Annotated in this window: 21 protein-coding genes; 11 read left to right on the plus strand and 10 right to left on the minus strand. The window is 75.2% G+C overall.

Annotated features, from left to right (window positions below):
• Positions 1-112 precede the first annotated feature (112 nt).
• A complete protein-coding gene (locus ACIP60_RS05800) occupies positions 113-592 on the minus strand; it encodes a Dps family protein (RefSeq protein WP_400680437.1) in 480 nt (159 codons plus the stop codon).
• 239 nt (positions 593-831) lie between these two features.
• Here ACIP60_RS05800 and ACIP60_RS05805 point away from each other — a divergent pair, with 239 nt between their 5' ends.
• Positions 832-1,236 carry an SsgA family sporulation/cell division regulator gene (locus tag ACIP60_RS05805; protein WP_400680440.1) on the plus strand — a complete coding sequence of 135 codons (405 nt, stop codon included), beginning with the start codon at positions 832-834 and terminating at the stop codon, positions 1,234-1,236.
• A 188-nt stretch (positions 1,237-1,424) separates the two neighbouring features.
• Here ACIP60_RS05805 and ACIP60_RS05810 read toward each other — a convergent pair whose 3' ends face one another.
• On the minus strand, positions 1,425-1,862 hold the full coding sequence (locus ACIP60_RS05810) for an ATP-binding protein (protein ID WP_400680442.1): 438 nt from the start codon (positions 1,860-1,862) through the stop codon (positions 1,425-1,427).
• A 69-nt stretch (positions 1,863-1,931) separates the two neighbouring features.
• Complete coding sequence (locus tag ACIP60_RS05815; RefSeq protein ID WP_400680445.1) at positions 1,932-2,324, minus strand: STAS domain-containing protein; 393 nt, start codon at positions 2,322-2,324, stop codon at positions 1,932-1,934.
• A 220-nt stretch (positions 2,325-2,544) separates the two neighbouring features.
• On the opposite strand from ACIP60_RS05815, the gene ACIP60_RS05820 reads away from it, so the two are divergent.
• The 7 genes from ACIP60_RS05820 (at position 2,545) to ACIP60_RS05850 (ending at position 9,714) form a co-directional block, all read left to right on the plus strand.
• Positions 2,545-4,206: a PP2C family protein-serine/threonine phosphatase gene (locus ACIP60_RS05820; RefSeq protein WP_400680448.1), complete on the plus strand. Its 1,662-nt coding sequence runs from the start codon at positions 2,545-2,547 to the stop codon at positions 4,204-4,206.
• Entirely contained in the window at positions 4,203-5,360 is a 1,158-nt protein-coding gene (locus ACIP60_RS05825; protein WP_400680450.1) for a B12-binding domain-containing protein, read from the plus strand. The genes ACIP60_RS05820 and ACIP60_RS05825 overlap by 4 nt, the downstream gene beginning before the upstream one ends.
• Positions 5,357-5,695 (plus strand): STAS domain-containing protein, encoded by a 339-nt coding sequence (locus ACIP60_RS05830; RefSeq protein ID WP_400680453.1) that lies wholly within the window; start codon positions 5,357-5,359, stop codon positions 5,693-5,695. Before ACIP60_RS05825 ends, ACIP60_RS05830 begins: the two co-directional genes overlap by 4 nt.
• A gap of 130 nt (positions 5,696-5,825) precedes the next feature.
• Complete coding sequence (locus ACIP60_RS05835) at positions 5,826-7,070, plus strand: cytochrome P450 (protein ID WP_400680455.1); 1,245 nt, start codon at positions 5,826-5,828, stop codon at positions 7,068-7,070.
• A gap of 47 nt (positions 7,071-7,117) precedes the next feature.
• On the plus strand, positions 7,118-8,116 hold the full coding sequence (locus ACIP60_RS05840; RefSeq protein ID WP_400680457.1) for a YihY/virulence factor BrkB family protein: 999 nt from the start codon (positions 7,118-7,120) through the stop codon (positions 8,114-8,116).
• 119 nt (positions 8,117-8,235) lie between these two features.
• On the plus strand, positions 8,236-9,324 hold the full coding sequence (locus ACIP60_RS05845) for a TIGR03557 family F420-dependent LLM class oxidoreductase (RefSeq protein ID WP_400680459.1): 1,089 nt from the start codon (positions 8,236-8,238) through the stop codon (positions 9,322-9,324).
• Positions 9,325-9,402: 78 nt separating this feature from the next.
• Positions 9,403-9,714 carry a WhiB family transcriptional regulator gene (locus ACIP60_RS05850; protein WP_400680461.1) on the plus strand — a complete coding sequence of 104 codons (312 nt, stop codon included), beginning with the start codon at positions 9,403-9,405 and terminating at the stop codon, positions 9,712-9,714.
• On the opposite strand, the gene ACIP60_RS05855 is transcribed toward ACIP60_RS05850, so the two are convergent.
• Both ACIP60_RS05855 and ACIP60_RS05860 read right to left on the minus strand, forming a co-directional pair.
• Complete coding sequence (locus ACIP60_RS05855; protein WP_400680463.1) at positions 9,695-10,171, minus strand: STAS domain-containing protein; 477 nt, start codon at positions 10,169-10,171, stop codon at positions 9,695-9,697. The two genes, ACIP60_RS05850 and ACIP60_RS05855, sit on opposite strands and share 20 nt — an antisense overlap.
• Positions 10,168-10,473 (minus strand): hypothetical protein, encoded by a 306-nt coding sequence (locus ACIP60_RS05860; protein WP_400680464.1) that lies wholly within the window; start codon positions 10,471-10,473, stop codon positions 10,168-10,170. The genes ACIP60_RS05855 and ACIP60_RS05860 overlap by 4 nt, the downstream gene beginning before the upstream one ends.
• 143 nt (positions 10,474-10,616) lie before the next feature.
• On the opposite strand from ACIP60_RS05860, the gene ACIP60_RS05865 reads away from it, so the two are divergent.
• Positions 10,617-10,922, plus strand: a complete 306-nt coding sequence (locus ACIP60_RS05865; RefSeq protein ID WP_400680467.1) for a helix-turn-helix transcriptional regulator — start codon at positions 10,617-10,619, stop codon at positions 10,920-10,922.
• Positions 10,923-11,090: 168 nt separating this feature from the next.
• Here ACIP60_RS05865 and ACIP60_RS05870 read toward each other — a convergent pair whose 3' ends face one another.
• From ACIP60_RS05870 to ACIP60_RS05880, 3 genes are all read right to left on the minus strand, one after another.
• Positions 11,091-11,270 carry a hypothetical protein gene (locus tag ACIP60_RS05870; RefSeq protein ID WP_100834753.1) on the minus strand — a complete coding sequence of 60 codons (180 nt, stop codon included), beginning with the start codon at positions 11,268-11,270 and terminating at the stop codon, positions 11,091-11,093.
• 120 nt (positions 11,271-11,390) lie between these two features.
• Positions 11,391-11,666, minus strand: a complete 276-nt coding sequence (locus tag ACIP60_RS05875; protein WP_100834752.1) for a DUF4235 domain-containing protein — start codon at positions 11,664-11,666, stop codon at positions 11,391-11,393.
• Positions 11,667-11,789: 123 nt separating this feature from the next.
• Entirely contained in the window at positions 11,790-12,311 is a 522-nt protein-coding gene (locus ACIP60_RS05880; protein WP_400680470.1) for a DUF6328 family protein, read from the minus strand.
• A gap of 215 nt (positions 12,312-12,526) precedes the next feature.
• Between ACIP60_RS05880 and ACIP60_RS05885 the strand changes: the two genes are divergently transcribed.
• Both ACIP60_RS05885 and ACIP60_RS05890 read left to right on the plus strand, forming a co-directional pair.
• Positions 12,527-13,267, plus strand: a complete 741-nt coding sequence (locus ACIP60_RS05885; RefSeq protein WP_400680473.1) for a hypothetical protein — start codon at positions 12,527-12,529, stop codon at positions 13,265-13,267.
• Between the two features lie 95 nt (positions 13,268-13,362).
• Positions 13,363-14,313, plus strand: coding sequence for an MBL fold metallo-hydrolase (locus tag ACIP60_RS05890; protein WP_400680476.1), 951 nt, complete (start codon positions 13,363-13,365; stop codon positions 14,311-14,313).
• 18 nt (positions 14,314-14,331) lie between these two features.
• On the opposite strand, the gene ACIP60_RS05895 is transcribed toward ACIP60_RS05890, so the two are convergent.
• The gene (locus ACIP60_RS05895; RefSeq protein ID WP_400680478.1) at positions 14,332-16,839 is read right to left on the minus strand and encodes a SpoIIE family protein phosphatase; all 2,508 of its coding nucleotides are present in this window, start codon (positions 16,837-16,839) and stop codon (positions 14,332-14,334) included.
• 58 nt (positions 16,840-16,897) lie between these two features.
• Entirely contained in the window at positions 16,898-21,178 is a 4,281-nt protein-coding gene (locus ACIP60_RS05900; RefSeq protein WP_400680480.1) for a HAMP domain-containing protein, read from the minus strand.
• Positions 21,179-21,232 lie beyond the last annotated feature (54 nt).

Genomic DNA, 21,232 nt, shown 5'->3' on the forward strand with positions numbered 1-21,232 from the left:
GGCCGAGAAATTTTTTTCCGCGACCGCCGCGCCCGGCCCCCGGAGGGTACCGGAACGGGCCGCGCCGCAGGTCGGAGCCGGTACGGGGCCGGTCGGGCCGGTTCGGGCTTTTTCAGGGCCGGTGCACGTGCTCGGCCCGGAACATCCAGGCGTGCTTCTCCAGCGCAGCGGTCACCGTGATCAGCAGGTCCTGCGTGACGGGGTCGGCCTCGCCGGTCTTCGCGATCCGCTCGCGCATCCGGGCGACCACCGCCGAGAGCGCCCCCAGCAACTGCTCCACCACCTCGGTGTCGACCTGCCAGCCGGGGGGCACCCCGGGCAGGCCGCCGGCCGCGACGGTCGCGGCCCGCCCGTCCGGGCTGACGCCGATCGCCGCCGCCCGCTCCGCCACCTGGTCGGCGAAGTCGCGGGCGGTCGTCACCACCTCGTCGAGGTGCAGGTGGACGGAGCGGAAACGGGGGCCGTACAGGTTCCAGTGCGCCTGCTTGCCGACCAGGGACAGGTCCACGAGGTCGACCAGGGCGCCCTGCAGTGCCTCCCCGACCGTGTCGCGGTCGTGCCCGTCCAGCGGGCTGCCGGTGGCGATGTCCATCGTCGGGTCCTCTCCACGTCAGGGGCGGTCGGCGGACGCCGACCGCCCCTTCGGCTGCCCGGCCCGGCGGAACGGAAACCCGCCCGCGCCGCGGTAACGGTTTCGCATCGTTCGCGTGGACCGCCCCGCCCGGGGTACCCGCGCTGGCGTCGCCCCGGCCGCTCGGCCCCTACCCGGGACCGGGTCGCTCCCGCAGGCACGCCACCGGCACACCAGCACGAACAGGAATGGGGACCCGCATGTCCGCCGCCGTGTCCAGGCCGATCTCCGTCACCCTCCCGGAGAGCCCCTACCCCCACGTCCCGGTCACCGGCCAACTGCGCTTCGACCCCGCGCTGCCCTACGGCGTCGGGCTGGCCTTCCCGCCGCACCGCCCCGGCGACGAGGACGTCGTCTGGTGGTTCGGCCGCGAACTGCTCGCCGAGGGCCGCCGCGCCCCGAGCGGCGAGGGCGACGTCCGGATCGCCCCCGGCATGGACGGCCGGGTGCTGATCACGCTGGGCGCCCGGGGCGAACGGGCGGTGATCAGCATCCCCGCCGACACGGTCGCGGCCTTCCTCGTCGACACCTTCGCCGAGGTGCCCCCCGGCACCGAGTCCGACCACCTCGACCTCGACCTCGGGCTGGCCCGGCTGCTGGCCTGACGCCACCACCGGTCACCGCCCCCGGTCACCGCCACCGCCCTGTCGGCCGCGCCGCGCCGGGCGGCTTCGGCCTGTCCGGACGCGGGACGTGGGACGTGGGACGCGGGGCGCGGGGTGCCAAGTGCCGGGTCGGCGGCTCGGCCGGTCACTCGTTCGGGGGAAATCCGCCCGGCCCCGGCCGCAGCCCGTCAGGCGCTCAGGGTGACGCGGATGAGCTTGCCGCCGCCGGGCAGCGGGTGGATCTCCCAGTCGGTGGAGATCAGTTGGACCAGGGGCCAGCCCCGGCCGCCCAGGCGGGTGGGGTCCTGGAGGTTGGCGGCGTCGCCGTGCGGGCGGGCGTCGGCGGCGTCCTCGACGTCGATCGTCAGGGTGCGGCCGCCGCCGCCGGTCCGGACGGCGAACCCGGTCACCCCGCCCGCGTGCCGGATCGCGTTGGTGACCAGCTCGGTGACGGCGAGACAGGCGTCGCCGTGCAGGCGGTCCCCGGTCGCGCAGTACCGGGCGAGCGCTTCGGTGACGGCGGCCCGGGCCTCGGCCGCGGTGCGCACCGGGAGGCGGGGGCCGGGGCGGGGGCGGTGGATGGTCGGGGGGTGCCGCCGTGTCGGGTCGGTCTCGGCACGGGACATCGGGTGACCTCGAATCGAACGGGACGGGAACGGTGCTTCAGTGATCCGGCTGCCCGGACGATGCGTTGATCACACCGGTGGAGTGCGCGGCGAACGGGTGACGCTCGTCCCGGACGCACTTCGCACCGCCGTCTCGGCGTCCGCCGCGAGGTGCAGGTACCCGGTGGCGGCGGCCAGGTCGAGCAGCCGGCGGACCGGTTCCCGCAGCGGCCCGGCCAGCACCAGCCGCCCGCCGGCGTCCGCCATCCGACCGTGGGCGATCAGCAGGCCGTGCAGCACCGAGGAGTCGGCGAAGGTGACCTCGGCGAGGTCGACCACCAGCAGCCGGGGCGAGCGTTCGAGCGCGGTCGTCAACCGCCGGACGAACTCCTGGGCGTCCTCCCAGTCCAGTTCGCCCCGCGCCCGCACCGTCTCGACGTCCGCCGGGTCCGCCCCGGTGGCACCGTGGGTGTGATCGGTCATGTCGGCATGGTAGTGGCCCCCGGTCCGGTGGGTGACGGCCGCTCCGTCCGACCGGGCCCCCACCGGGCCGCAGTAGCATGGCGGTTCGGGTGCGGCCCGCCGGATCCGCTCGCAGGACCCCGGCAGGACGCGCCAAACCCGTCGGCCGCAGCGGGCCCCACCCGGCTCCGGGGGCCGACGGAAACCGAATGCGAGGTGAGGGTCCGTCAGGGCCCGGACGATGGCATTTCCGACTTCTCCCGCGGCGACCACCGGCTGGGAGTTCCTCGCCGGCTCCCCCTACCCGGTGGCGGTGCTCGGACCGGACGGCGCACTGCTGCACGCCAGCGACAGCGCCCGCCGCCTGCTGGCCGCCCCGGCGGACGGCGCTCCGGCGGACAGCGACCCGGCCGACGGCGCCCCGGCCGACGCGGTGCCGCCCTGGCTGCGCCGGGCCCACCTGGACCTGCCCGCCGACGGCACCCGCCCGGCGGCCGTCCGGCACACCGACCCGGTCGCCGGACCGGTCGAGGCGCACCCCTCGCCCCGCCCGGACGGCAGCGCGGTGTGGTGGTTCGTCGTCCCGGAGGGCGGACCGGCCCTGCTCCCGCGGACCGCCGCCGGCGGCTCCCACGACTGGGAACTGCTGACCCGGCTGTCCGGACTGCTGCTGTCCTCGCTGAACGTCGACCGGATCCTGGAGACGGCGGTCCGCCAGGCCGCGCTGCACCTCGCCGACGCCGCCGTGGTGGTCGCCCCCAGCTCCGGCCGGACGCTGCGCTTCGTGACCTGCCTGCGCGGCGGCGACCCGGCGCACGTCCAGGTGCGGGCCGACCCGGCCGAGATCCCCGGGCTGGCCGAGGCGCTCCAGGGGTTCCCGCCGGTGCCCTCGCGGTGGATCGACCCGGACGCCACGCCGCGCTGGCTGGTGCCCGCCGGTTTCGGCCGGGTGGGCTCGGTGCTGGTCACCCCGCTGCCCGGGCACGGCGTCCCGGCGGGGGCGCTGGTGCTGCTGCGGGCGGCGGGCGGCGGCCCGTTCCCCGTCGACGAGGAGGTCTTCGCCCGGATGTTCGCCGCCCGGGCCGGGGCCGCCGTCTCTGCCGCCGTCATGTACTCCGAGCAGGCCGCCGTCACCGACCTGCTGATGCGCGAACTGCTCCCGCCGCGGCTCGAACACCTCAACGGGGTGGACTTCGCCGGCGGCTACCGGGCCTCGGTCGACCGGGACCGGATCGGCGGCGACTTCTACGACGTCCACCCCGCGGCCGACCCCGACGGCGAGACGCTCGCCCTGCTCGGCGACGTCAGCGGCAAGGGCCTGGAGGCCGCCGTCATGACCGGCAAGGTGCGCAACACGCTGCACGCGCTGCTGCCGCTGGCCGACGACCACCAGCGGGTCCTGCACCTGCTCAACCGGGCGCTGCTCACCTCCCACCACACCCGCTTCGCCAGCCTGGTGCTGGCCTCGGTGCGCCGCGAGCAGGACCGGGTCCGGGTCCGGCTGTCGGCCGCCGGGCACCCCGCGCCGATGGTGGTCCGGGCCGACGGCCGGGTCACCGAGTCCACCACCCTGGGTAGCATCGTCGGCGTCCTGCCGGAGACCACCACCCACACCGACACCGTGCTGCTCGACCCCGGCGAGGCGTGCGTCCTGTACAGCGACGGGATCACCGAGGCCAAGGGCGGGCCCACCGGCCAGGAGCAGTTCGGCGACCACCGGCTGCGCCAGGCGCTCGGACAGTGCGCGGGCATGCCCGCGGAGGCGATCGTGGAACGGGTCCAGATGCTCACCGCCCAGTGGCTCCGGGAGGGCCGGCACGACGACATGGCGGTGATGGTCATCGCCGCGCCCCCGCCCGGCCACCTGCCCGTGGTCGGCGCACGCCGGGGGGACGACGCATGAGCACCGACACGCCGACCGGCACGCTCACCCACGGCCGGCCCCCGGCCCCCGCCCGTCCCCGCGCCGCGGCCCCCCGGCCCGAGGAGCTGGTCGAGGAGCTGTGGGAGGTCGTCCTCGGCGGCGACCAGGCCGGGGCCGCCGCGCTCGCGACCGGCGCCCTGGAGCGGGGGCTGCACCCGGAGTCGCTGCTGCTCGACGTGATCGGCGCGCTCCAGGCCCGGATCGGGCGGGAGTGGGCGGCCGACCGGATCACGGTGATCCAGGAGCACGCCGCGACCGCCGTCAACGACCGGGTGGTGGCCCTGGTCTCCGGCCACCCGGCGTTCGCCGCCGCCGCCGGCCCGCGGCGGCCCGGCCGGATCGCGGTGGCCTGCGTCGACGGCGAGTGGCACGCCTTCCCCGCCCGGCTGCTGGCCGAGGTGCTGATGCTGCGCGGCTGGCGGGTCGACCACCTGGGCGCCCAGTGCCCCACCCCGCACCTGATCGCGCACCTGCACCGCACCGCCCCCGACGCGCTGGCGCTGTCCGCCTCGCTGTCCACCCGGCTGCCCGCCGCGCACACCGCGATCACGGCCGCCCAGGCCGCCGGGGTGCCGGTCATCGCGGGCGGCGCGGCGTTCGGCCCCGACGGCCGGCACGCCCGGCTGCTGGGCGCCGACGCCTGGGCCCCGGACGCCCGGACCGCCGCCGAGCGGCTGGCCCGCGGACTGCCGCTGCCGGCCTCCCCGCACCAGCCCGTCGACGCCCTCCCGCACCTCGCCGACCAGGAGTACACCCTGGTCGGCCGCAGCGCGCGCGAACTGGTGGGCGCCGTGATGGCCGCCCTGGAGCGGGAGCACCCCGCCGTCCGCTCCTACACCCCGCTCCAGCGCGACCACACCCTGGAGGACCTGTCCCACATCGTCGAGCACCTGGCCGTCGCCCTCTACACCGGCGACCCGGGACTCTTCACCGCGTTCACCGGCTGGACCAGGGAGATCCTGCTGGCCCGCGCCGTCCCGGACACCCTGCTGGCCTTCGCGCTCGGCGTCCTGCGCGAGCAGCTGCGCGACCTGCCGCGCAGCGTCGCCGTCCTGACGGCCGCGCTGACGGCCGCCCGGCCGTCCGCGCCCACCGACCCGAGCCCGCTGCCGACCCCGGGGACCCCCGCGTGAACGCCCACCCCGTCCCCCCGCCCCGGCCCGCCGCGGGCGCGACCCGCACGGCCACCGTCCCGGTGGACGGCGAACTCGACCACGAGAGCTGCGGGGAACTCGTCCGGGCGGTCGCCGGTCACCTGGCCGCCCGCCCCCGGGTCGACGTGGTCCGGCTGGACTGCGGCGGCATGTCGCTGTGCGACTCCATGGGGCTGTCCGCGCTGCTCCAGATCCGCCGGGACGTCGACGCCGCCGGCCGCCGCCTGCTGCTCGACCACCGGCCCGCCCACCTGGAGCGCCTGCTGCGCCTCACCGGCACCGCGGACTACCTGCTCGCCGACCGCCCGGACTGAACACCCGGACCGACCGTCCCGACCGTCCCGGCCGACCGCCCGGACCGACCTGCCGGACCGCCCGGTCCGGCAGGTCGGCCGTTCGGGGCCCGGCCGGTTTCCGATCCCCCGGCAGGGGCAGCCGACGGCCATGGACCGACGACGCGCCCCCTGGTGGGACAGTTCCCTCTCACTGCTGACCCGCGGCTACGCGTGGCTCCCCGACCTGCGCCGCCGCCACCCCGGGCCGGTGGTCCGGGCCCGGCTGGCCGGGCGGCCCGCGGTCGTCCTGCACGGACCGGAGGCCGTCCGCTTCTTCTACGACGAACGGCACGTCCGGCGCGCGGGCGCGCTGCCCGAGCCGGTCAGGAGCACGCTCTTCGGGCACGGCGCCGTGCACTCGCTGGACGGCCAGGTGCACCGGCTGCGCAAGGCGCTGTTCCTCTCGCTGCTGGCCGACCCCGCGCAGGTCCGCGCGCTGGTCGACGAGGTCGGCGCGGCCTGGGACACCGCGGTGGGGGAGTGGGCCGAGCGGCCCCGGGTGGTGCTGCTGGACGAGGTCGCCCGGGTCCTCACCGAGGGCGTCCGCCGGTGGGCCGGCCTGCCGCTGCCCGAGGACGGCGCCGACGCGTTCGCCGCCGACCTGGTCGCGATGGTCGACGGCTTCGCCACCCCCGGCCCGCGGCACTGGCGCGCCCGGCTGGCCCGCCGCCGCCGGGAGGCCTGGATCGCCGGGATCGTCACGGACGTGCGCGACGGCACCGCCCGCGTCCCGGCCGGCTGCCCGCTGGAGCGGGTGGCGCTGCACCGGGACGCGGATGGCGAACCGCTGGCGCCGCGGGTGGCGGCCGTCGAGGTGCTCAACCTGGTCCGCCCGACCGTCGCGGTCTGCTGGTTCGTCGCGTTCGCCGCCCACGCCATGCACCTGCGGCCGGAGAACCGCGCGGCACTCGCCGGCGGGGACCCGGCCCGGGCCTGGGCGTTCGCCCAGGAGGTCCGCCGGTTCTACCCGTTCGCCCCGTTCGTCGGCGGCCTGGCCGCCGCCGACCTGACCCACCGGGGCGAACCGATCGCCGAGGGCACCCTGGTGCTGCTCGACCTGTACGGGCAGAACCACGACCCGGCCCTGTGGGGCGACCCGTACGCCTTCCGCCCCGAGCGGTTCCTGGACCACCCCGCGGACGTCGGCCAGTCCGTCCCGCAGGGCGGCGGCGACCCGGCGCGCGGCCACCGCTGCCCCGGCGAGGCGGTGGTGGTCGAACTGCTGGAGGACCTCTCGGTGCGGCTGGCCCGGCTGGAGTACGTGCTGCCCGCCCAGGACCTCTCCATCCGGCTCGGCCGGATGATCGCCCGCCCGCGCAGCGGCTTCGTCATCGAGGCGGTCCGCGCCGGATGACGCACCCGCGACCGACCGCAGACACGCACCGCACGGAGAGGACGACCATGCCGAACGGCGAGCACGGAGAGCACGACGAGGACGGCCGCGGTGCCCACCGCGCGCCGGAGGGGCCGACGCAGGTGCCGGCCCGCGGCTGGGCCGCGGTGCTGCGCCGCACCACGAAGGAGTTCCTGGACGACGAACTGCCGGACCGGGCCGCCGCGCTGACCTACTACGGGGTGCTGGCGGTCTTCCCGGCGCTGCTGGTGCTGGTCTCGGTCCTCGGCCTGCTCGGCCACTCGGCGACCGACCGGGTGCTCGACAACCTCCAGCAGCTCGCCCCCGGGCAGGCCCGGGACGTGCTGCGCTCCACCGTCGAGCAGTTGCAGGACGGGCGCGGCACCAGCGGGGTGCTGGCCGCGGTCGGCCTGCTGGGCGCGCTCTGGTCGGCCTCCGGCTACGTCGCCGCGTTCATCCGGGCCTCCAACGCGGTCTACGACATCCGCGAGGGCCGGCCGGTGTGGAAGCTCACCCCGCTGCGGGTCGGCCTGACCCTGCTGATGATGGTGCTGCTGCTGGCCAGCGCCGTGATCGTGGTCTTCACCGGCCCGGTGGCCCGGCGTGCCGGGGACCTCCTCGGGGTCGGCCCCACCGCCGTGACGGTCTGGTCGATCGCCAAGTGGCCGGTCCTGGTCCTGCTGGTCTCCGTCATGATCGCGCTGCTGTACTGGGCGGCCCCCAACGTGCGCGGCCGGGGCTGGCGCTGGGTCTCCCCGGGCAGCCTGCTGGCCGTGCTGCTCTGGCTGCTGCTCTCCGGCGGGTTCGCCGCGTACGTCGCCAACTTCGCCTCCTACAACCGGACCTACGGCACCCTGGCCGGGGTGATCGTCTTCCTGGTGTGGCTGTGGCTGTCCAACCTGGCGATCCTGCTCGGCCTCGAGTTCGACGCCGAACTCTCCCGCGAACGGGCCGTCGAGGGGGGCCTGCCGCCCGACGCGGAGCCGTACGTACCGCCGCGCGACACCCGCAAGTGGCCCGACGGCGACGACGGCGCCCGGAGCTGACCTCCCGGAACGACCCCCGGGAACGATGCCGGCCGGGGCGGTCGGACCGGCGAAAACGGGCAGACGGCCCGGCGGGGGTGACCCCCCGACGACACGGACACCGAGAGCGAGGAGTCGTGATGACCGAGTACGGGTTCTTCCTGTCCTGCGAGGAGTTCACCCCGCAGGAACTGATCCACCAGGCCGAGCGGGCGCAGGCCGCCGGGTTCACCCGGCTCGCGATCTCCGACCACTTCCACCCGTGGAACGAGGCGCAGGGCAACAGCGCCTTCGTCTGGTCGATGATCGGCGCGCTCTCGCAGGCCGTCGACCTGCCCGTCACCACCCTGGTGACCTGTCCCACCGTCCGCCTGCACCCGGCGGTCACCGCCCAGGCGGCGGCCACCTCCAGCGTCCTGCTGGAGGGCCGGTTCACCCTCGGCGTGGGCACCGGCGAGGCGCTCAACGAGCACGTCCTGGGCGACCGCTGGCCCTCCTACGAGGAGCGCGCCGAGATGCTGGAGGAGGCGGTCGAGGTGATGCGCGAGCTGTTCACCGGCCGCCAGGTCAGCCACCGCGGCCCGCACTACACCGTCGACAACGCCCGGCTCTACACCGCGCCCCCCGGCCGGCTGCCGATCCTGGTCTCCGGGTTCGGCCCCCGGGCCGCCGCGACGGCCGCCCGGATCGGCGACGGCTTCGTCACCATGACGCCCGACGCCGACCTGATCGCCGTCTTCCGGGACGCGGGCGGCGCGGGCAAGCCCGTGGTCGGCGGACTCAAGGTCTGCTGGAGCACCGACCGGGAGAAGGCGATCGACGAGGTGCACCGCCGCTGGCCGACCGAGCTGCTCCCCGGCGAACTCGCCCAACTGCTGCCCACCCCGGCGCACTTCGAGCAGGCCAGCGAACTCGTCACCCGGGAGATGGTCGCCGACGCCGTGACCTGCGGCGACGACGTCGAGGCGCACGTCGAGGCGGTCCGCGCCTACGAGCGGGCCGGCTTCGACGAGGTGTACGTCGGACAGATCGGCCCCGACCAGGACGCCTTCTTCGACGCCTACCGGGACCGGGTGCTGCCCGCCCTGCGGGGCGCCGCGGCGGACGCGCACCGGCCGCTGGAGACCCCGGAGGCCCGGATGACCGGGGAGGGCGCCCCCGCCCCGGACGAGCGCACCAAGGACGCCGGGGACGGCCCCGAGTTCGCCCGCACCGATTCCGGACAGTGAACCGGACGCAACGTGCATGACCGGCGGCCGGCCGGTTAGACGGTGGTTGTTCGATTCCAACGTTCGGAAGGCAACGTCGTGACCAAGGCCTCTCGCCTCCCCGGCGCGCAGACGCACCACTGGGACTGGCAGCTCGAAGGCTCCTGCCGCACCGTCGGCAGCGAGGTCTTCTTCCGACCCGCGAACGAGGGCCGCGCCGAGGCCCGGGAGCGCGAGCAGGCCGCGAAGCGGGTGTGCGGCGGCTGCCCGGTCCGCCTGGAGTGCCGCCGGTACGCCCTCGCCACCCGGGAGCCCTACGGAGTCTGGGGCGGCCTGACCGAGGACGAGCGGCGCGCCCTGCTGGTGCGCCGCGAGCCCGCCGCCGCCCGGGTCATCCCCGTCGCCGCCTGACCGCGACGACGCCACGAGGGCCGACCGGACCCCGGTCGGCCCTCGGCGTTCCCGGCGGCCCGGTCCGGGCCGCCTGCGGCCGGGGCCGGACGACCGTCCGCACCCCCGCCTCCTCGACCGGCAGGTAGGGCGCGCAGCGGGTGATCTCCAGCACCCGGCGCACGCAGGGCGCCGGGGAGCCCAGCGCCAGCGCCACCCCGAGCACGCCCGCCGCCTGCCGGGCCCGCAGCAGGGTGTCCAGGGCGGACGAGGTGAACAGCTCGACCGCCCGCAGGTCGACGCAGAGCCGGGCCGGACGGGCCCGCAGTCCGTGGTGCAGGGCCAGCGCGAAGGCGTGCTGGTTGTCCTGGTGCAGGGCGCCGACCAGGGCGCACCGGACGGTGCCGCCGGTGCGCCGGGTCTCGATCCGCAGATCGGGGGCGTGCACCACGGCCGTCCGGTCGGTGCGCCGGGTCACCTCACGGCGCCGACCGCGGCACCGGCCGGAATCGCGGCGGCGGACCGGGCGTCAAGCCCGGAGCGGGGGGCGGGCAGCGACTCGGACCCGGTCGGCGCCTTCGCCACCGCGGCCCCCAGGATCTCCCACAGCGCGACGGCGTTGCCGCGCAGCTGGTCGGCCACCGGCGCGCCGTCCTCGGCGGCCGCGAGGTAGGCCCGCACCCCGGCGATCGCGTACCGCAGCTGCGGTGGCAGGTCCCGGTCGGCGCCGGCGCCGGCGGTCAGGACCGCGGCGAAGTGCTCAAGTCGCGCTCGGGTCAAAGCCTCCACCATCATCGCCTCCAGGCACCGGTGCGGGAGACCGGCAGGTCCCACTGTCCCCGCACACCCAACATGCGTCAATGAATGCACGAAAATTATGTCATGCATGGCGAGTCGTGAAATCCACTACCTATCCTGGGGCGGTGGAGCGAACCGCCGAATCCAGCCGCCAGTGGACCTTCCTGACCAACCACGCCAGGGTGCTGATCCAGATCTACCGCGACCCCGGCATCCGGGTGCGCGACATAGCCGCCCGCTGCCTGCTCACCGAGCGCGCGGTGCAGCGCATCATCGCCGACCTGGAAGAGGCCGGGTACCTCACCCACGAGCGCCGCGGACGCACCAACCACTACCGCGTCATCGACGGCCAGCTGCGCCACCCCGCCGACGCCGGGCCCACCATCGCCGAACTGCTCTCCGCCCTGCTCACCCCGCCGGTCACGCCCTGACCGGTCACACCTGACCGGTCAGGGCGTGACCTGCCGTCGACCCGCTGTGTCGACCCGCCGTGCCGTGCCCGGCCGTCCCCCGGTCCGCCGCCCGCGCGGGTCCGACCGGAAAACGACCGTCCCGGCCCCCGCCCCCGGAGGGACGGAGACCGGGATGGGTGCGGGCGCTCAGGGCGCCTGGCTGTCCGCGGCCGGCGGCTCGGGCTCGTCCTTCCGGCCGTCCTCGGCCTTCGCCCGCACGTCGGCGGGAGTCGGCGCGGTGATCTCGCGCTCCTCGGCCGACCGCTCGCGCACGCTCTCCTCGGGTGCGTCCTGCGCGGCCCGGTCCTTGCCGTCCTGCGTGGTCATGGCTGTTCCTCTCCGTCTCCGACTGGGACACCCGGCGGCTACCCCCGACCGGGGCCGTCACACCGGTCCGATCGGGTGAACCCGCGCGCCGGGCCCGGCGGCCCGGGCCCGGCGCCGCCCTCAGTTCCGGCCCGCGGGCCAGGTGCCCGTCACCCGCCGCCAGGCGACCGCCCCCGACCGGTCCAGGACCGCCTTCACCAGCGCGAACAGCGCGCCCTGGAGGGCGGCGGCGGTCAGCACCTGCCGCCAGCCCCGGTCCTCGTCGGTCGCGTTCGGGGTGTCCTCCTCGTGGGCGATCCGCCGCCACAGCCGTTTGAACACCGCCCCGGCCAGCACCCCGCCCAGCGCCCCCACCAGCATGCCGACCGGCTTGTACACCACCACTGCCGCGTTCACACCCGGCCTCCTCTCCTCCCGGCCCGCCGCCGGACCGCCGGGCCTCCCGCGCGGCTGCCCGACCGCCCCACCCGCAAACGACCGCCCCACCCGCAAACGGACCGCCTCCGGGAAGCGGGGCGCTCACCGCCCGGCGCGGTGCCCCCCGGACCGGCGCTCCTCGTGGCGCAGCAGCAGGGAGGGCAGCACCAGCCAGGTCAGCGCGAAGTAGGCGAGCCCGGCGGCGGAGACCACCGCGGCGAGCACGGCGTTGCCGGTCGCGGTGCGCAGCAGCAGCAACAGGGCGCAGCCGATGGTCAGCGCGAGCAGGGTCAGCCCCAGCCCGAGCAGCCGGGAGCCGGTGCGGATCAGCACCGGCTTCAGGTCGTGCCCGGCCAGCAGCCGGTGGAAGGCGACGGGGGCGATCAGCGAGGCGGTCGCGCAGGCGCCCAGGATGACGGTGGCCGTGTAGAGGTTCCGGTCGAAATCGTCCAGCGAGCCGAACCGCGGCGTGAAGGCGACGCTCAGCAGGAAGCCGAACAGGATCTGGGCACCGGTCTGGGCGACCCGCACCTCCTGGAGCATCTCGTCCCACTGCCGGTCGGCCCGCTCCTGCGGGCTCTCGTCACGGCCGGGCCCACCGCCGGGGGCCGAGGAGTCACTCACTGGGGTCCTTTCGATCGTCACGCCCGAACCGGGGCGCGGGCCCGGGCCGATTCTCGCCCCGCGCCGGGCTCCGGGTTCCGCACCCGGGCGCCCGCGGGGTCGTGTCGCGCCCCGGGGAGCGGCTGCCCGGCGGGCCCGCGCCCATGCCGACCCGGCGTGGGCGGCGGCCGACCGGGCATGCGAGGGGATATCCGACCCGACCGGAAGGCCCGTCCATGGACAGTGCGGAACGGCACGTCAACGACCACCGCGCGAAGGCCCTCCAGCGCTTCCCACGCCACGAACGCCGGGGCGAGGCCCGGCTGCCCGCCGTACTGGCCACCCTGACGGCCGTCCTGCTGTACCTGGCGCTGCCCGAAGAGCTGCTGGTCGTCCCCCGGTTCGTGCTGCCCGCGCTGGAGGTGCTGCTGCTGATCCCGCTGATCGCGGTCAACCCGCGCCGGATGACCCGGCAGAACCGCTTCTCCCGCATCCTGTCGCTGGTCCTGGTCGCCCTGATCGGCATCAGCAACCTGGTCTCCCTCGGCCTGCTGGTCAAGGCGATGGTGACCAGCCAGGCCCAGGAGGGCGGCCCGCTGCTGCTCGCCGCGCTCCAGGTCTGGGCCACCAGCATCATCGTCTTCGGCCTGGCCTTCTGGGAGCTGGACCGCGGCGGCCCGGTGGTGCGCACCCAGGCCGACCGCTCCGAACTGCCGCTCGCCGACTTCCGGTTCTCCCAGGACGAGAACGACGACGCCGTCGAGGAGGTCGCCGACAGCTCCTCCCGCACCAGCGACTGGGTGCCCACCCTGATGGACTACCTGTACGTCTCGGTGACCAACTCCACCGCCTTCAGCCCCACCGACACCATGCCGCTCTCCACCCGGGCCAAGGCCCTGATGGCGATCGAGAGCATCGCCGCGCTGATCACCTCGCTGCTCGTCATCGCCCACGCGGTGGGCGTCCTCGACCAGTAGCCGCGCCGCCGGACGGGGGACGCCGGGCCGCCGGACCCGGGAGGACCGCCCGCCCGGCGGAACCGGCAGCCCACGACCGACCGTCCCTCACGGGCATGAGCGACAACACCTTAGGACGACGCGGACTCCTCCGGACGGCGGTCGCGGGAGCCGCCCTGCTGCCGGTGGCCGGAGCCGTTCCCGCGGCCGCCGCCGCGGGCGAGCCGCAGCAACCGGGCGGCGGCGAGACGGCGTTCACCTGGCTGGGCAACAGCGGCTGGCGGATCGAGGGCAACGGGAAGACCGTGCTGTTCGACCCGTACCTCACCCGCTACCCCACCCACGGATTCGACCCGAAGACCCCGCTGACCGTCGACCCCGCCGCGGTCGACCCGCACCTCGGGACACCGGACCTGGTACTGGTCAGCCACAGCCACTGGGACCACGTCAACGACGTCCCGCACATCGCCACCAGCCGGGGCGTGCGGGTGGTCGGCACCGCCACCACCTGCCACCTGCTCCAGGCGATGGGCGTGGACCCGGCCCAGCTGATCGTGGTCAAGGGCGGCGAGGTGCTCGACTTCGGCGGGTTCACCGTCCGGGTGGTGGCCAGCCTGCACAGCCGCAACGCCAAGCACCGCTACTGGGCGCCGGGCACCCTGACCGCGCCGCCCGCGCAGGCCCCCACGACGATCGGCGAACTCGTCGAGGGCGACACCCTGGCCTTCCAGGTCCAACTGGGCGACGGCCCGCAGACCCTGCTGACCGGGGCCAGCGACTTCGTCGAGCACGCCTACGCCGGCCTGCGCCCCGACGTCGCGATGATCGCCGTCGAGAGCACCGCCCGCACCACCCACCGGTACGTGCCCCGGCTGCTCCAGGCGCTCGACTTCCCGCGCACCGTCGTCCCCGTGCACTGGGACGTCTTCGAGACGCCGCTGACCGACCCGGCCGTCCAGGACCCGTCGATGGACCTGGACGGCCTGCTCACCCAGGTCCGCACCCTCGCCCCGCGCACCCGGCTGATCCGCCCCGAGCACCTGGGCACCCTGCGGCTGCGCGCCTGACCCGCCCGGCGGCGCCGGCTACCGGACCTCGATGCCCACCAGACAGGTGTCGTCGTCGGTGTCGGCGCCGCTGAAGCGCAGCAGGTGGTCCAGGTGGGCGTCCAGGGCGGTCGCGCCCTCGCGGGGGGCGGCCTCGGAGAGGCTGACCAGGTTGGCGAGCGAGGCGTGCAGCCCCTGGTCGCGGCGCTCGATCAGACCGTCGGTGTACATCACGATCCGGTCGCCCGGCGCCAGCGCGATCTCGCTCTCCTGGTAGTCGGCCTGGTCGATCACGCCCAGCAGGATGCCGTCCACCTGCGGCAGGCACTCCGCCGCCCCGCCGCGCAGCAGGACCGGCGGCAGGTGGCCGGCCCGGGCCCAGCGCAGCAGGCGGCGCTCCGGGTCGTACAGGCCGCAGACCGCGGTGGCCGTGACGTTGTCGGTCAGGTGGTGCGTCACGCTGTTCAGCCAGGCCAGCAGCTGGGCCGGACCGGCCCCGGTCGCGGCCAGGCCGCGCAGCGCGTTGCGCAGCGCGACCATCCCGGTGGCCGCCTCGATGCCGTGCCCGGCGACGTCGCCGACGCACACCAGCACCTGCCCGGAGGGCAGCGGCAGCGCGTCGTACCAGTCGCCGCCGACCAGGTGGTCCTTCTCGGCCGGGCGGTAGCGCACCGCCACGTCGAGGTTGTTCAGCGTCCGCGACCTGACGCTGGGCGGCATGATCGCGTGCTGGAGCTGGAGCACCAGCCGGTGCCGCTCGGCGACCTGCTGCTCGCTCTGCGCCAGCTGGTCGCGGGTGGCGGCCAGCGCGACCTCGGTCCAGTGCTGCGCGGAGACGTCCTGGTAGGCGCCGCGGATCGCGCTGATCTGCTCCAACCGGTCGTGGACCGGCTCGGCCACCACCCGGATGTGCCGGGTCACCCCGTCCGCCCGCAGCAGGCGGAAGGCCGTGGACGCCGGGCGCCGGTGGTGCAGCAGGGTGCGCAGGAAGCGGCCCACCGCGTGCCGGTCGTCCGGGTGGGCGTGGTCGGCCAACCGCTCCAGCGCGATCGGCCGGTCGGTGGCCGGCAGGCCGTACAGCTCGAACAGCGTCTCGTTCCAGGCCACCTCGCGGGTGGTCAGGTCCTCCTCGAAGCCGCCGATCCGGCCCAGCCGCTGCGCGTGGTGCAGCAGCCGCGCGATCTTCGGGGTGCTGTCGGCCAGCCGCCACAGCACGGTGACGTGGTTGCCGTGCCGGCTGATCGACACGTACGCGTCGGTGGTCAGCGGCACCCCGTCGACCAGGGCGGCCAGCCGCATCCGGGGGTCCTTGAACGGCGCCCCGGTGGCGTGCACGTCCTCCACCGCCTCCAGCAGGTTGCCCTCCTGCGCGGCCAGCGGGTACGCCTCCAGCAGCGGGGAGCCCACGATCGCCCCGGTCGGGCGGCCCGCGAAGTCCACGAACGCCGGGTTGGCGTAGCGGATCACGAACCGCGGCGGGAAGGCGTCGTCGGCGGGCTCCAGGATCATGCACGGGTCGAGGATGCCGTCGACCAGCCGGCCCAGCTCCTCCAGCCGCCCGGCCCCCGGGGCGTCGTCCGGCGCGTCCCCGGTCCAGGTCTCCAGGGTGGCCGCGCACAGCTCGGCCAGCGCCTCGAACTGCCGGTGCAGCGACTGCGACCACCGCGGCAGCTCGTCGCGCCAGCACACCTCCAGCACGCCGATCAGCCGACCGCCGACCCCCGCCGGCACGGCGACCCGGCCGCCGCCGGCCTCGTGCTGGCCGATCGAGGGCACCGACGCGTCCGCCAGGGTGCGGTACGTCACCGGCCCCCGCTCGTCCAGCGCCCGGCGGGCCGCGGTGACCACCCCCGGCGGCACGTGGCGCCACCGCCGGGCCTCCGCGTCGGCGAAGCCCGCGCTGCCCGCCAGCGCCAGCGACAGGTCCGGCCGGGCCGCCCAGATCGCCACCGCGACCGCGCCCAGCGGCCGCAGCGCGTGCTCCAGCATCGCGCGGGCCGCCGCCGCCGCGTCGGTCGCGCTCAGCGCGTCCGCCTCGGTGTTGCGCAGCCGCACGCCGACCCGCTGGGACGCCGGGTTCGCCGCCCGCGCCACGAAGTCCTGGGCGGCCTCGGAGATCTTGTCCGCGGCGGCCTGGTTGACCAGGCCCGCCGCCAGCTCCAGCGGGGTGGAACCGGCCTGCCCCGCCAGCAGGTCCAGCTGCCGGGCGGCCTCGGTGGGACCGCAGCGCAGCCGCTCCACCAGGATGCCGACCGCCATCTCCACCACCGACCGCCCCGCGGCGTGCGCCTGCGCGTCGTCCAGCTGCCGGCGCAGCTCCTCCACGGTGCCGGCCAGCCGCCCGAGCGCCCCGTCGACCGCCGGGTCGTCGCCCGCCGGGTCGTGGCCCGCGGGGTGGCGGCCCGCGACCGGGCCGTCCGGCGCCGCGAACGGCACGGTCGGCAGGAGGGGCGCGGACGGGGCGGGGCGCTGGGCGCCGATCAGCCCGGACCCGGTCGGCGTGGTCGGCAGGCCCTGGTCGGGGTGCGGCTCCCGGGACTGGTGCACGGCGTGGACTCCTGCGGCTCTGCTGGACGGACGGGGGACGGGCGGGGGAGCGGGGCGGCTACTCGGTGAGCTGGGCCTCGATCCGGCCGATCAGCTCACCGGCGTCGACCGGCTTGGTGATGTAGTCGCTGGCCCCGGAGGCGAGGCTCTTCTCCCGGTCGCCCACCATGGCCTTGGCGGTCACGGCGATGATCGGCAGCGCCGCGTACCGCGGCATCGCGCGGATCGCCGCGGTGGCGGTGTAGCCGTCCATCTCGGGCATCATCACGTCCATCAGGATCACGTCGATGCCGGGGTTGGCGGCCAGCGTCTCCAGCGCCGCCCGGCCGTTCTCGGCCTGGAGCACCCGCATCCCGTGCAGCTCCAGGATGCCGGTGATGGCGTACAGGTTGCGGTCGTCGTCGTCGACGACCAGCACCAGGCGGCCGCTCAGCGCGGAGTCCACCCCGGCCGCCTCCCAGGTGGCGTCCTGCGGGGTGCCGCGCACCAGCGGCACGTCGCCCGGGTGGTCGGCGCTCATGTGCAGGGCGATCCGCTCGCGCAGCTCGTCCAGGCTGGAGATGACCTCCAGCGGCCGGGCGCCGGCCCGGGAGAGCGCGTCGGCGTCGCCCGGCGTGCCGCGGTTGCTGTGCACCAGCACCGGCACGCCCTGGAGCGCCGGGTCGCGGTCCATGTCGCGCAGCAGCGCCGGGGCGGCGCCGTCGGGCAGGTCGAGGTCCAGCACCACGCAGTGCGAGGGCGCCGAGGCCAGGACGGCCGCGGCCTCCGCCGCGCCGACCGCGGTGACCACCTCGACCCGGCGGCGGCCCTCCTTGGCCCCGGTCAGACCGGCCGGCTCGGCGGTGGCGTTCTCGGCGACCAGCGACAGCAGGCCGCCCTGGCGGTCCTCCACCACCAGCAGGCGGCGCGGCTGGAGCGCCGCCGCGCCCTCCTCGGAGACCTGGTGCGGCAGGTCGGCCGCCACCGGGCCGCCGACCGCCGCGTCGGCGCGCGGACCGGCCTCCAGGGCCAGGAACTCCGGCCGGGTCACCGGCAGGAACAGCGTGAAGGTGCTGCCGCTGCCCAGCACGCTCTCGGCGGTGATCGCGCCGCCGAGCAGGTAGGCGATCTCCCGGCTGATCGACAGGCCCAGGCCGGTGCCGCCGTACTTGCGGCTGGTGGTGCCGTCGGCCTGCTGGAAGGCGCCGAAGACGGTCTCCAGGTGCTGCGGCGCGATGCCGATGCCGGTGTCGGAGACCCGGAAGGCCAGCACCGGGCCGCCGCGGCGCACGCCCTCGGGGATCTGGTCCTCGGGGGCCATCCCGATCCGCAGCTCGACCCGGCCGCGCTCGGTGAACTTCACCGCGTTGGAGAGCAGGTTCCGCAGCACCTGGCGCAGCCGGTAGTCGTCGGTGACGATGTCCTCGGGCACGTCCGGGGCGGTGCGCACGGTGAAGGCCAGGCTCTTCTGCCCGGTCAGCGGCTTGAAGGTGGCCTCGGCGTACTCCAGCAGGCTGCGCAGCGCGACCGGCTCGGGGTTGAGGTCCATCTTCCCGGCCTCGACCTTGGACAGGTCGAGGATGTCGTTGATCAGCTGGAGCAGGTCCGAGCCGGCCGAGTGGATGATGCCCGCGTACTCGACCTGCTTGGCGGTCAGGTTCCGGGTGGGGTTCTGGGCGAGCAGCTGGGCCAGGATCAGCAGGCTGTTGAGCGGGGTGCGCAGCTCGTGGCTCATGTTGGCCAGGAACTCCGACTTGTACGTCGAGGCCAGCGAGAGCTGGTGCGCGCGCTCCTCCAGCTCCTGCCGGGCCTGCTCGATCTCCAGGTTCTTGGTCTCGATGTCCCGGTTCTGGGCGGCCAGCAGGGCGGCCTTGTCCTCGAGTTCCGCGTTGGACGCCTGGAGCTCCTCCTGCCGGGCCTGCAACTCCTGCGAGCGGACCTGGAGTTCGGCGGTCAGCCGCTGCGACTCGCCGAGCAGTTCGTCGGTGCGGGCGTTGGCGACGATCGTGTTGACGTTGACGCCGATGGTCTCCATCAGCTGGTCCAGGAAGGCCCGGTGGACGGCGGTGTACGGCCGGACCGAGGCCAGCTCGATGACGCCGAGCACCAGCTCCTCGACCACGATCGGGACGACCAGCAGCGACAGCTCCTCGGTCCGGCCCAGGCCGGAGGAGGCCGCCAGGTAGCCGGAGGGGAGCGTCTCGACGGCGATGGTGCGCCGGCTGCGGGCGGCCTGGCCGACGAACGACTCGCCGAGCCGGAAGCTGGTCGGCCGCTCGCCGTCCGGGTAGGCGTACGAGCCGAACAGCCGCAGCACCGTGCCCCGGTCGCCCTCCTCGGCCAGGTAGAACGCGCCGACCTGGGCGCCCACCAGCGGGGTGAGCTCGTCCATCACCGCCTCGGCGACCACCGCGAGGTCCCGCTGGCCCTGGAGCAGGCCGGAGAAGCGGGCCAGGTTGGTCTTGAGCCAGTCCTGCTCCTCGTTGGCGCGGGTGGTCTCGCGCAGCGAGCCGACCATCGCGTTGACGTTGTCCTTGAGGTCGGCGACCTCGCCGGAGGCGTCCACGGTGACCGAGCGGGTCAGGTCGCCCGCCGCGACGGCGCTGGTCACCTCGGCGATCGCGCGGACCTGCCGGGTGAGGTTCCCGGCCAGCTCGTTGACGTTCTCGGTGAGCCGCTTCCAGGTGCCCGAGACGCCCTCCACCTCGGCCTGACCGCCCAAGCGGCCCTCGCTGCCGACCTCGCGGGCGACGCGGGTGACCTCGGCGGCGAACGAGCCGAGCTGGTCGACCATGGTGTTGATGGTGGTCTTGAGCTCCAGGATCTCGCCGCGCGCGTCGACGTCGATCTTCCGGGTCAGGTCGCCGTTGGCGACCGCGGTGGTGACCTGCGCGATGTTGCGGACCTGCGACGTCAGGTTGTGCGCCATGAAGTTGACGTTGTCGGTGAGGTCCTTCCAGGTGCCCGCGACGTTCGGCACCCGGGCCTGGCCGCCGAGGATGCCCTCGGTGCCGACCTCGCGGGCCACGCGGGTGACCTCGTCGGCGAACGCCGAGAGGGTGTCCACCATGGTGTTGATCACCCCGGCCAGCGCGGCGACCTCGCCCTCCGCCTCGACGGTGATCTTCTGGCTCAGGTCGCCGCGGGCCACCGCGGTGGCGACCTGCGCGATCGAACGGACCTGGCCGGTCAGGTTGGACGCCATCACGTTGACGTTGTCGGTCAGGTCCTTCCAGGTGCCGGAGACGCCCCGGACGGTGGCCTGGCCGCCCAGGTTGCCGGCCGTGCCGACCTCGCGGGCCACGCGGGTGACCTCGTCGGCGAACGCGGAGAGCTGGTCGACCATCGTGTTGATGGTCTCCTTCAGCTCTAGGATCTCGCCCCGGGCGTCCACCCGGATCTTCTGCGTCAGGTCGCCCTTGGCGACGGCCGTGGTGACCTGGGCGATCGCGCGGACCTGGGCGGTCAGGTTGTCGGCCATCACATTGACCGACTCGGTCAGGTCGCGCCAGGTGCCGGACACGTCGCGGACGTCGGCCTGGCCGCCGAGCCGGCCCTCGGTGCCGACCTCGCGGGCCACGCGGGTGACCTCCCCGGCGAACGAACTGAGCTGGTCCACCATCGTGTTGATGGTGTCCTTCAGCTCCAGGATCTCGCCGCGCGCGGTCACGGTGATCTTCTGCGACAGGTCGCCCTCGGCCACCGCGGTCGCCACCTGGGCGATCGCGCGGACCTGGCCGGTCAGGTTGCCCGCCATCGAGTTGACGCTGTCGGTCAGGTCGCGCCACGTCCCGGAGACGCCCTTCACGTCGGCCTGGCCGCCGAGGATGCCCTCGGTGCCGACCTCGCGGGCGACGCGGGTGACCTCCCCGGCGAACGAACTGAGCTGGTCGACCATCGTGTTGATGGTGGTCTTGAGCTCCAGGATCTCGCCGCGCGCGGCGACGTCGATCTTCCGGGTCAGGTCGCCGTTGGCGACCGCGGTGGTGACCTGCGCGATGTTGCGGACCTGGGTGGTGAGGTTACCCGCCATCGCGTTGACCGAGTCGGTCAGGTCCTCCCAGGTGCCGGACACCCCGGGCACCACGGCCTGGCCGCCCAGCTGCCCCTCGGTGCCGACCTCGCGGGCCACCCGGGTCACCTCGGAGGTGAACCGGGACAGCTGGTCCACCATGCCGTTGAACACGGTGGCGATCTCGCCCAGCAGCCCGTCCGAGTCACCGGCCAGCTTGGTGCTGAAGTCACCGTCGCGCACCGCGGTCAGACCCGCCAGCAGCAGCCGGAGTTCGGCCTCGCCGATCTGGGATCGGACGGCCGCCGCGTCCGGTTGCGGGTTCCGCGACGTCGTCGAGCCAGCCATCGAAAGCTCCGCCTCCTGCCACGCCCCGCCGTCCGGCGGGGCAACCGATCAAGC

The sequence above is a fragment of the Kitasatospora sp. NPDC088783 genome (assembly GCF_044750705.1).
GTDB lineage: Bacteria > Actinomycetota > Actinomycetes > Streptomycetales > Streptomycetaceae > Kitasatospora > Kitasatospora fiedleri.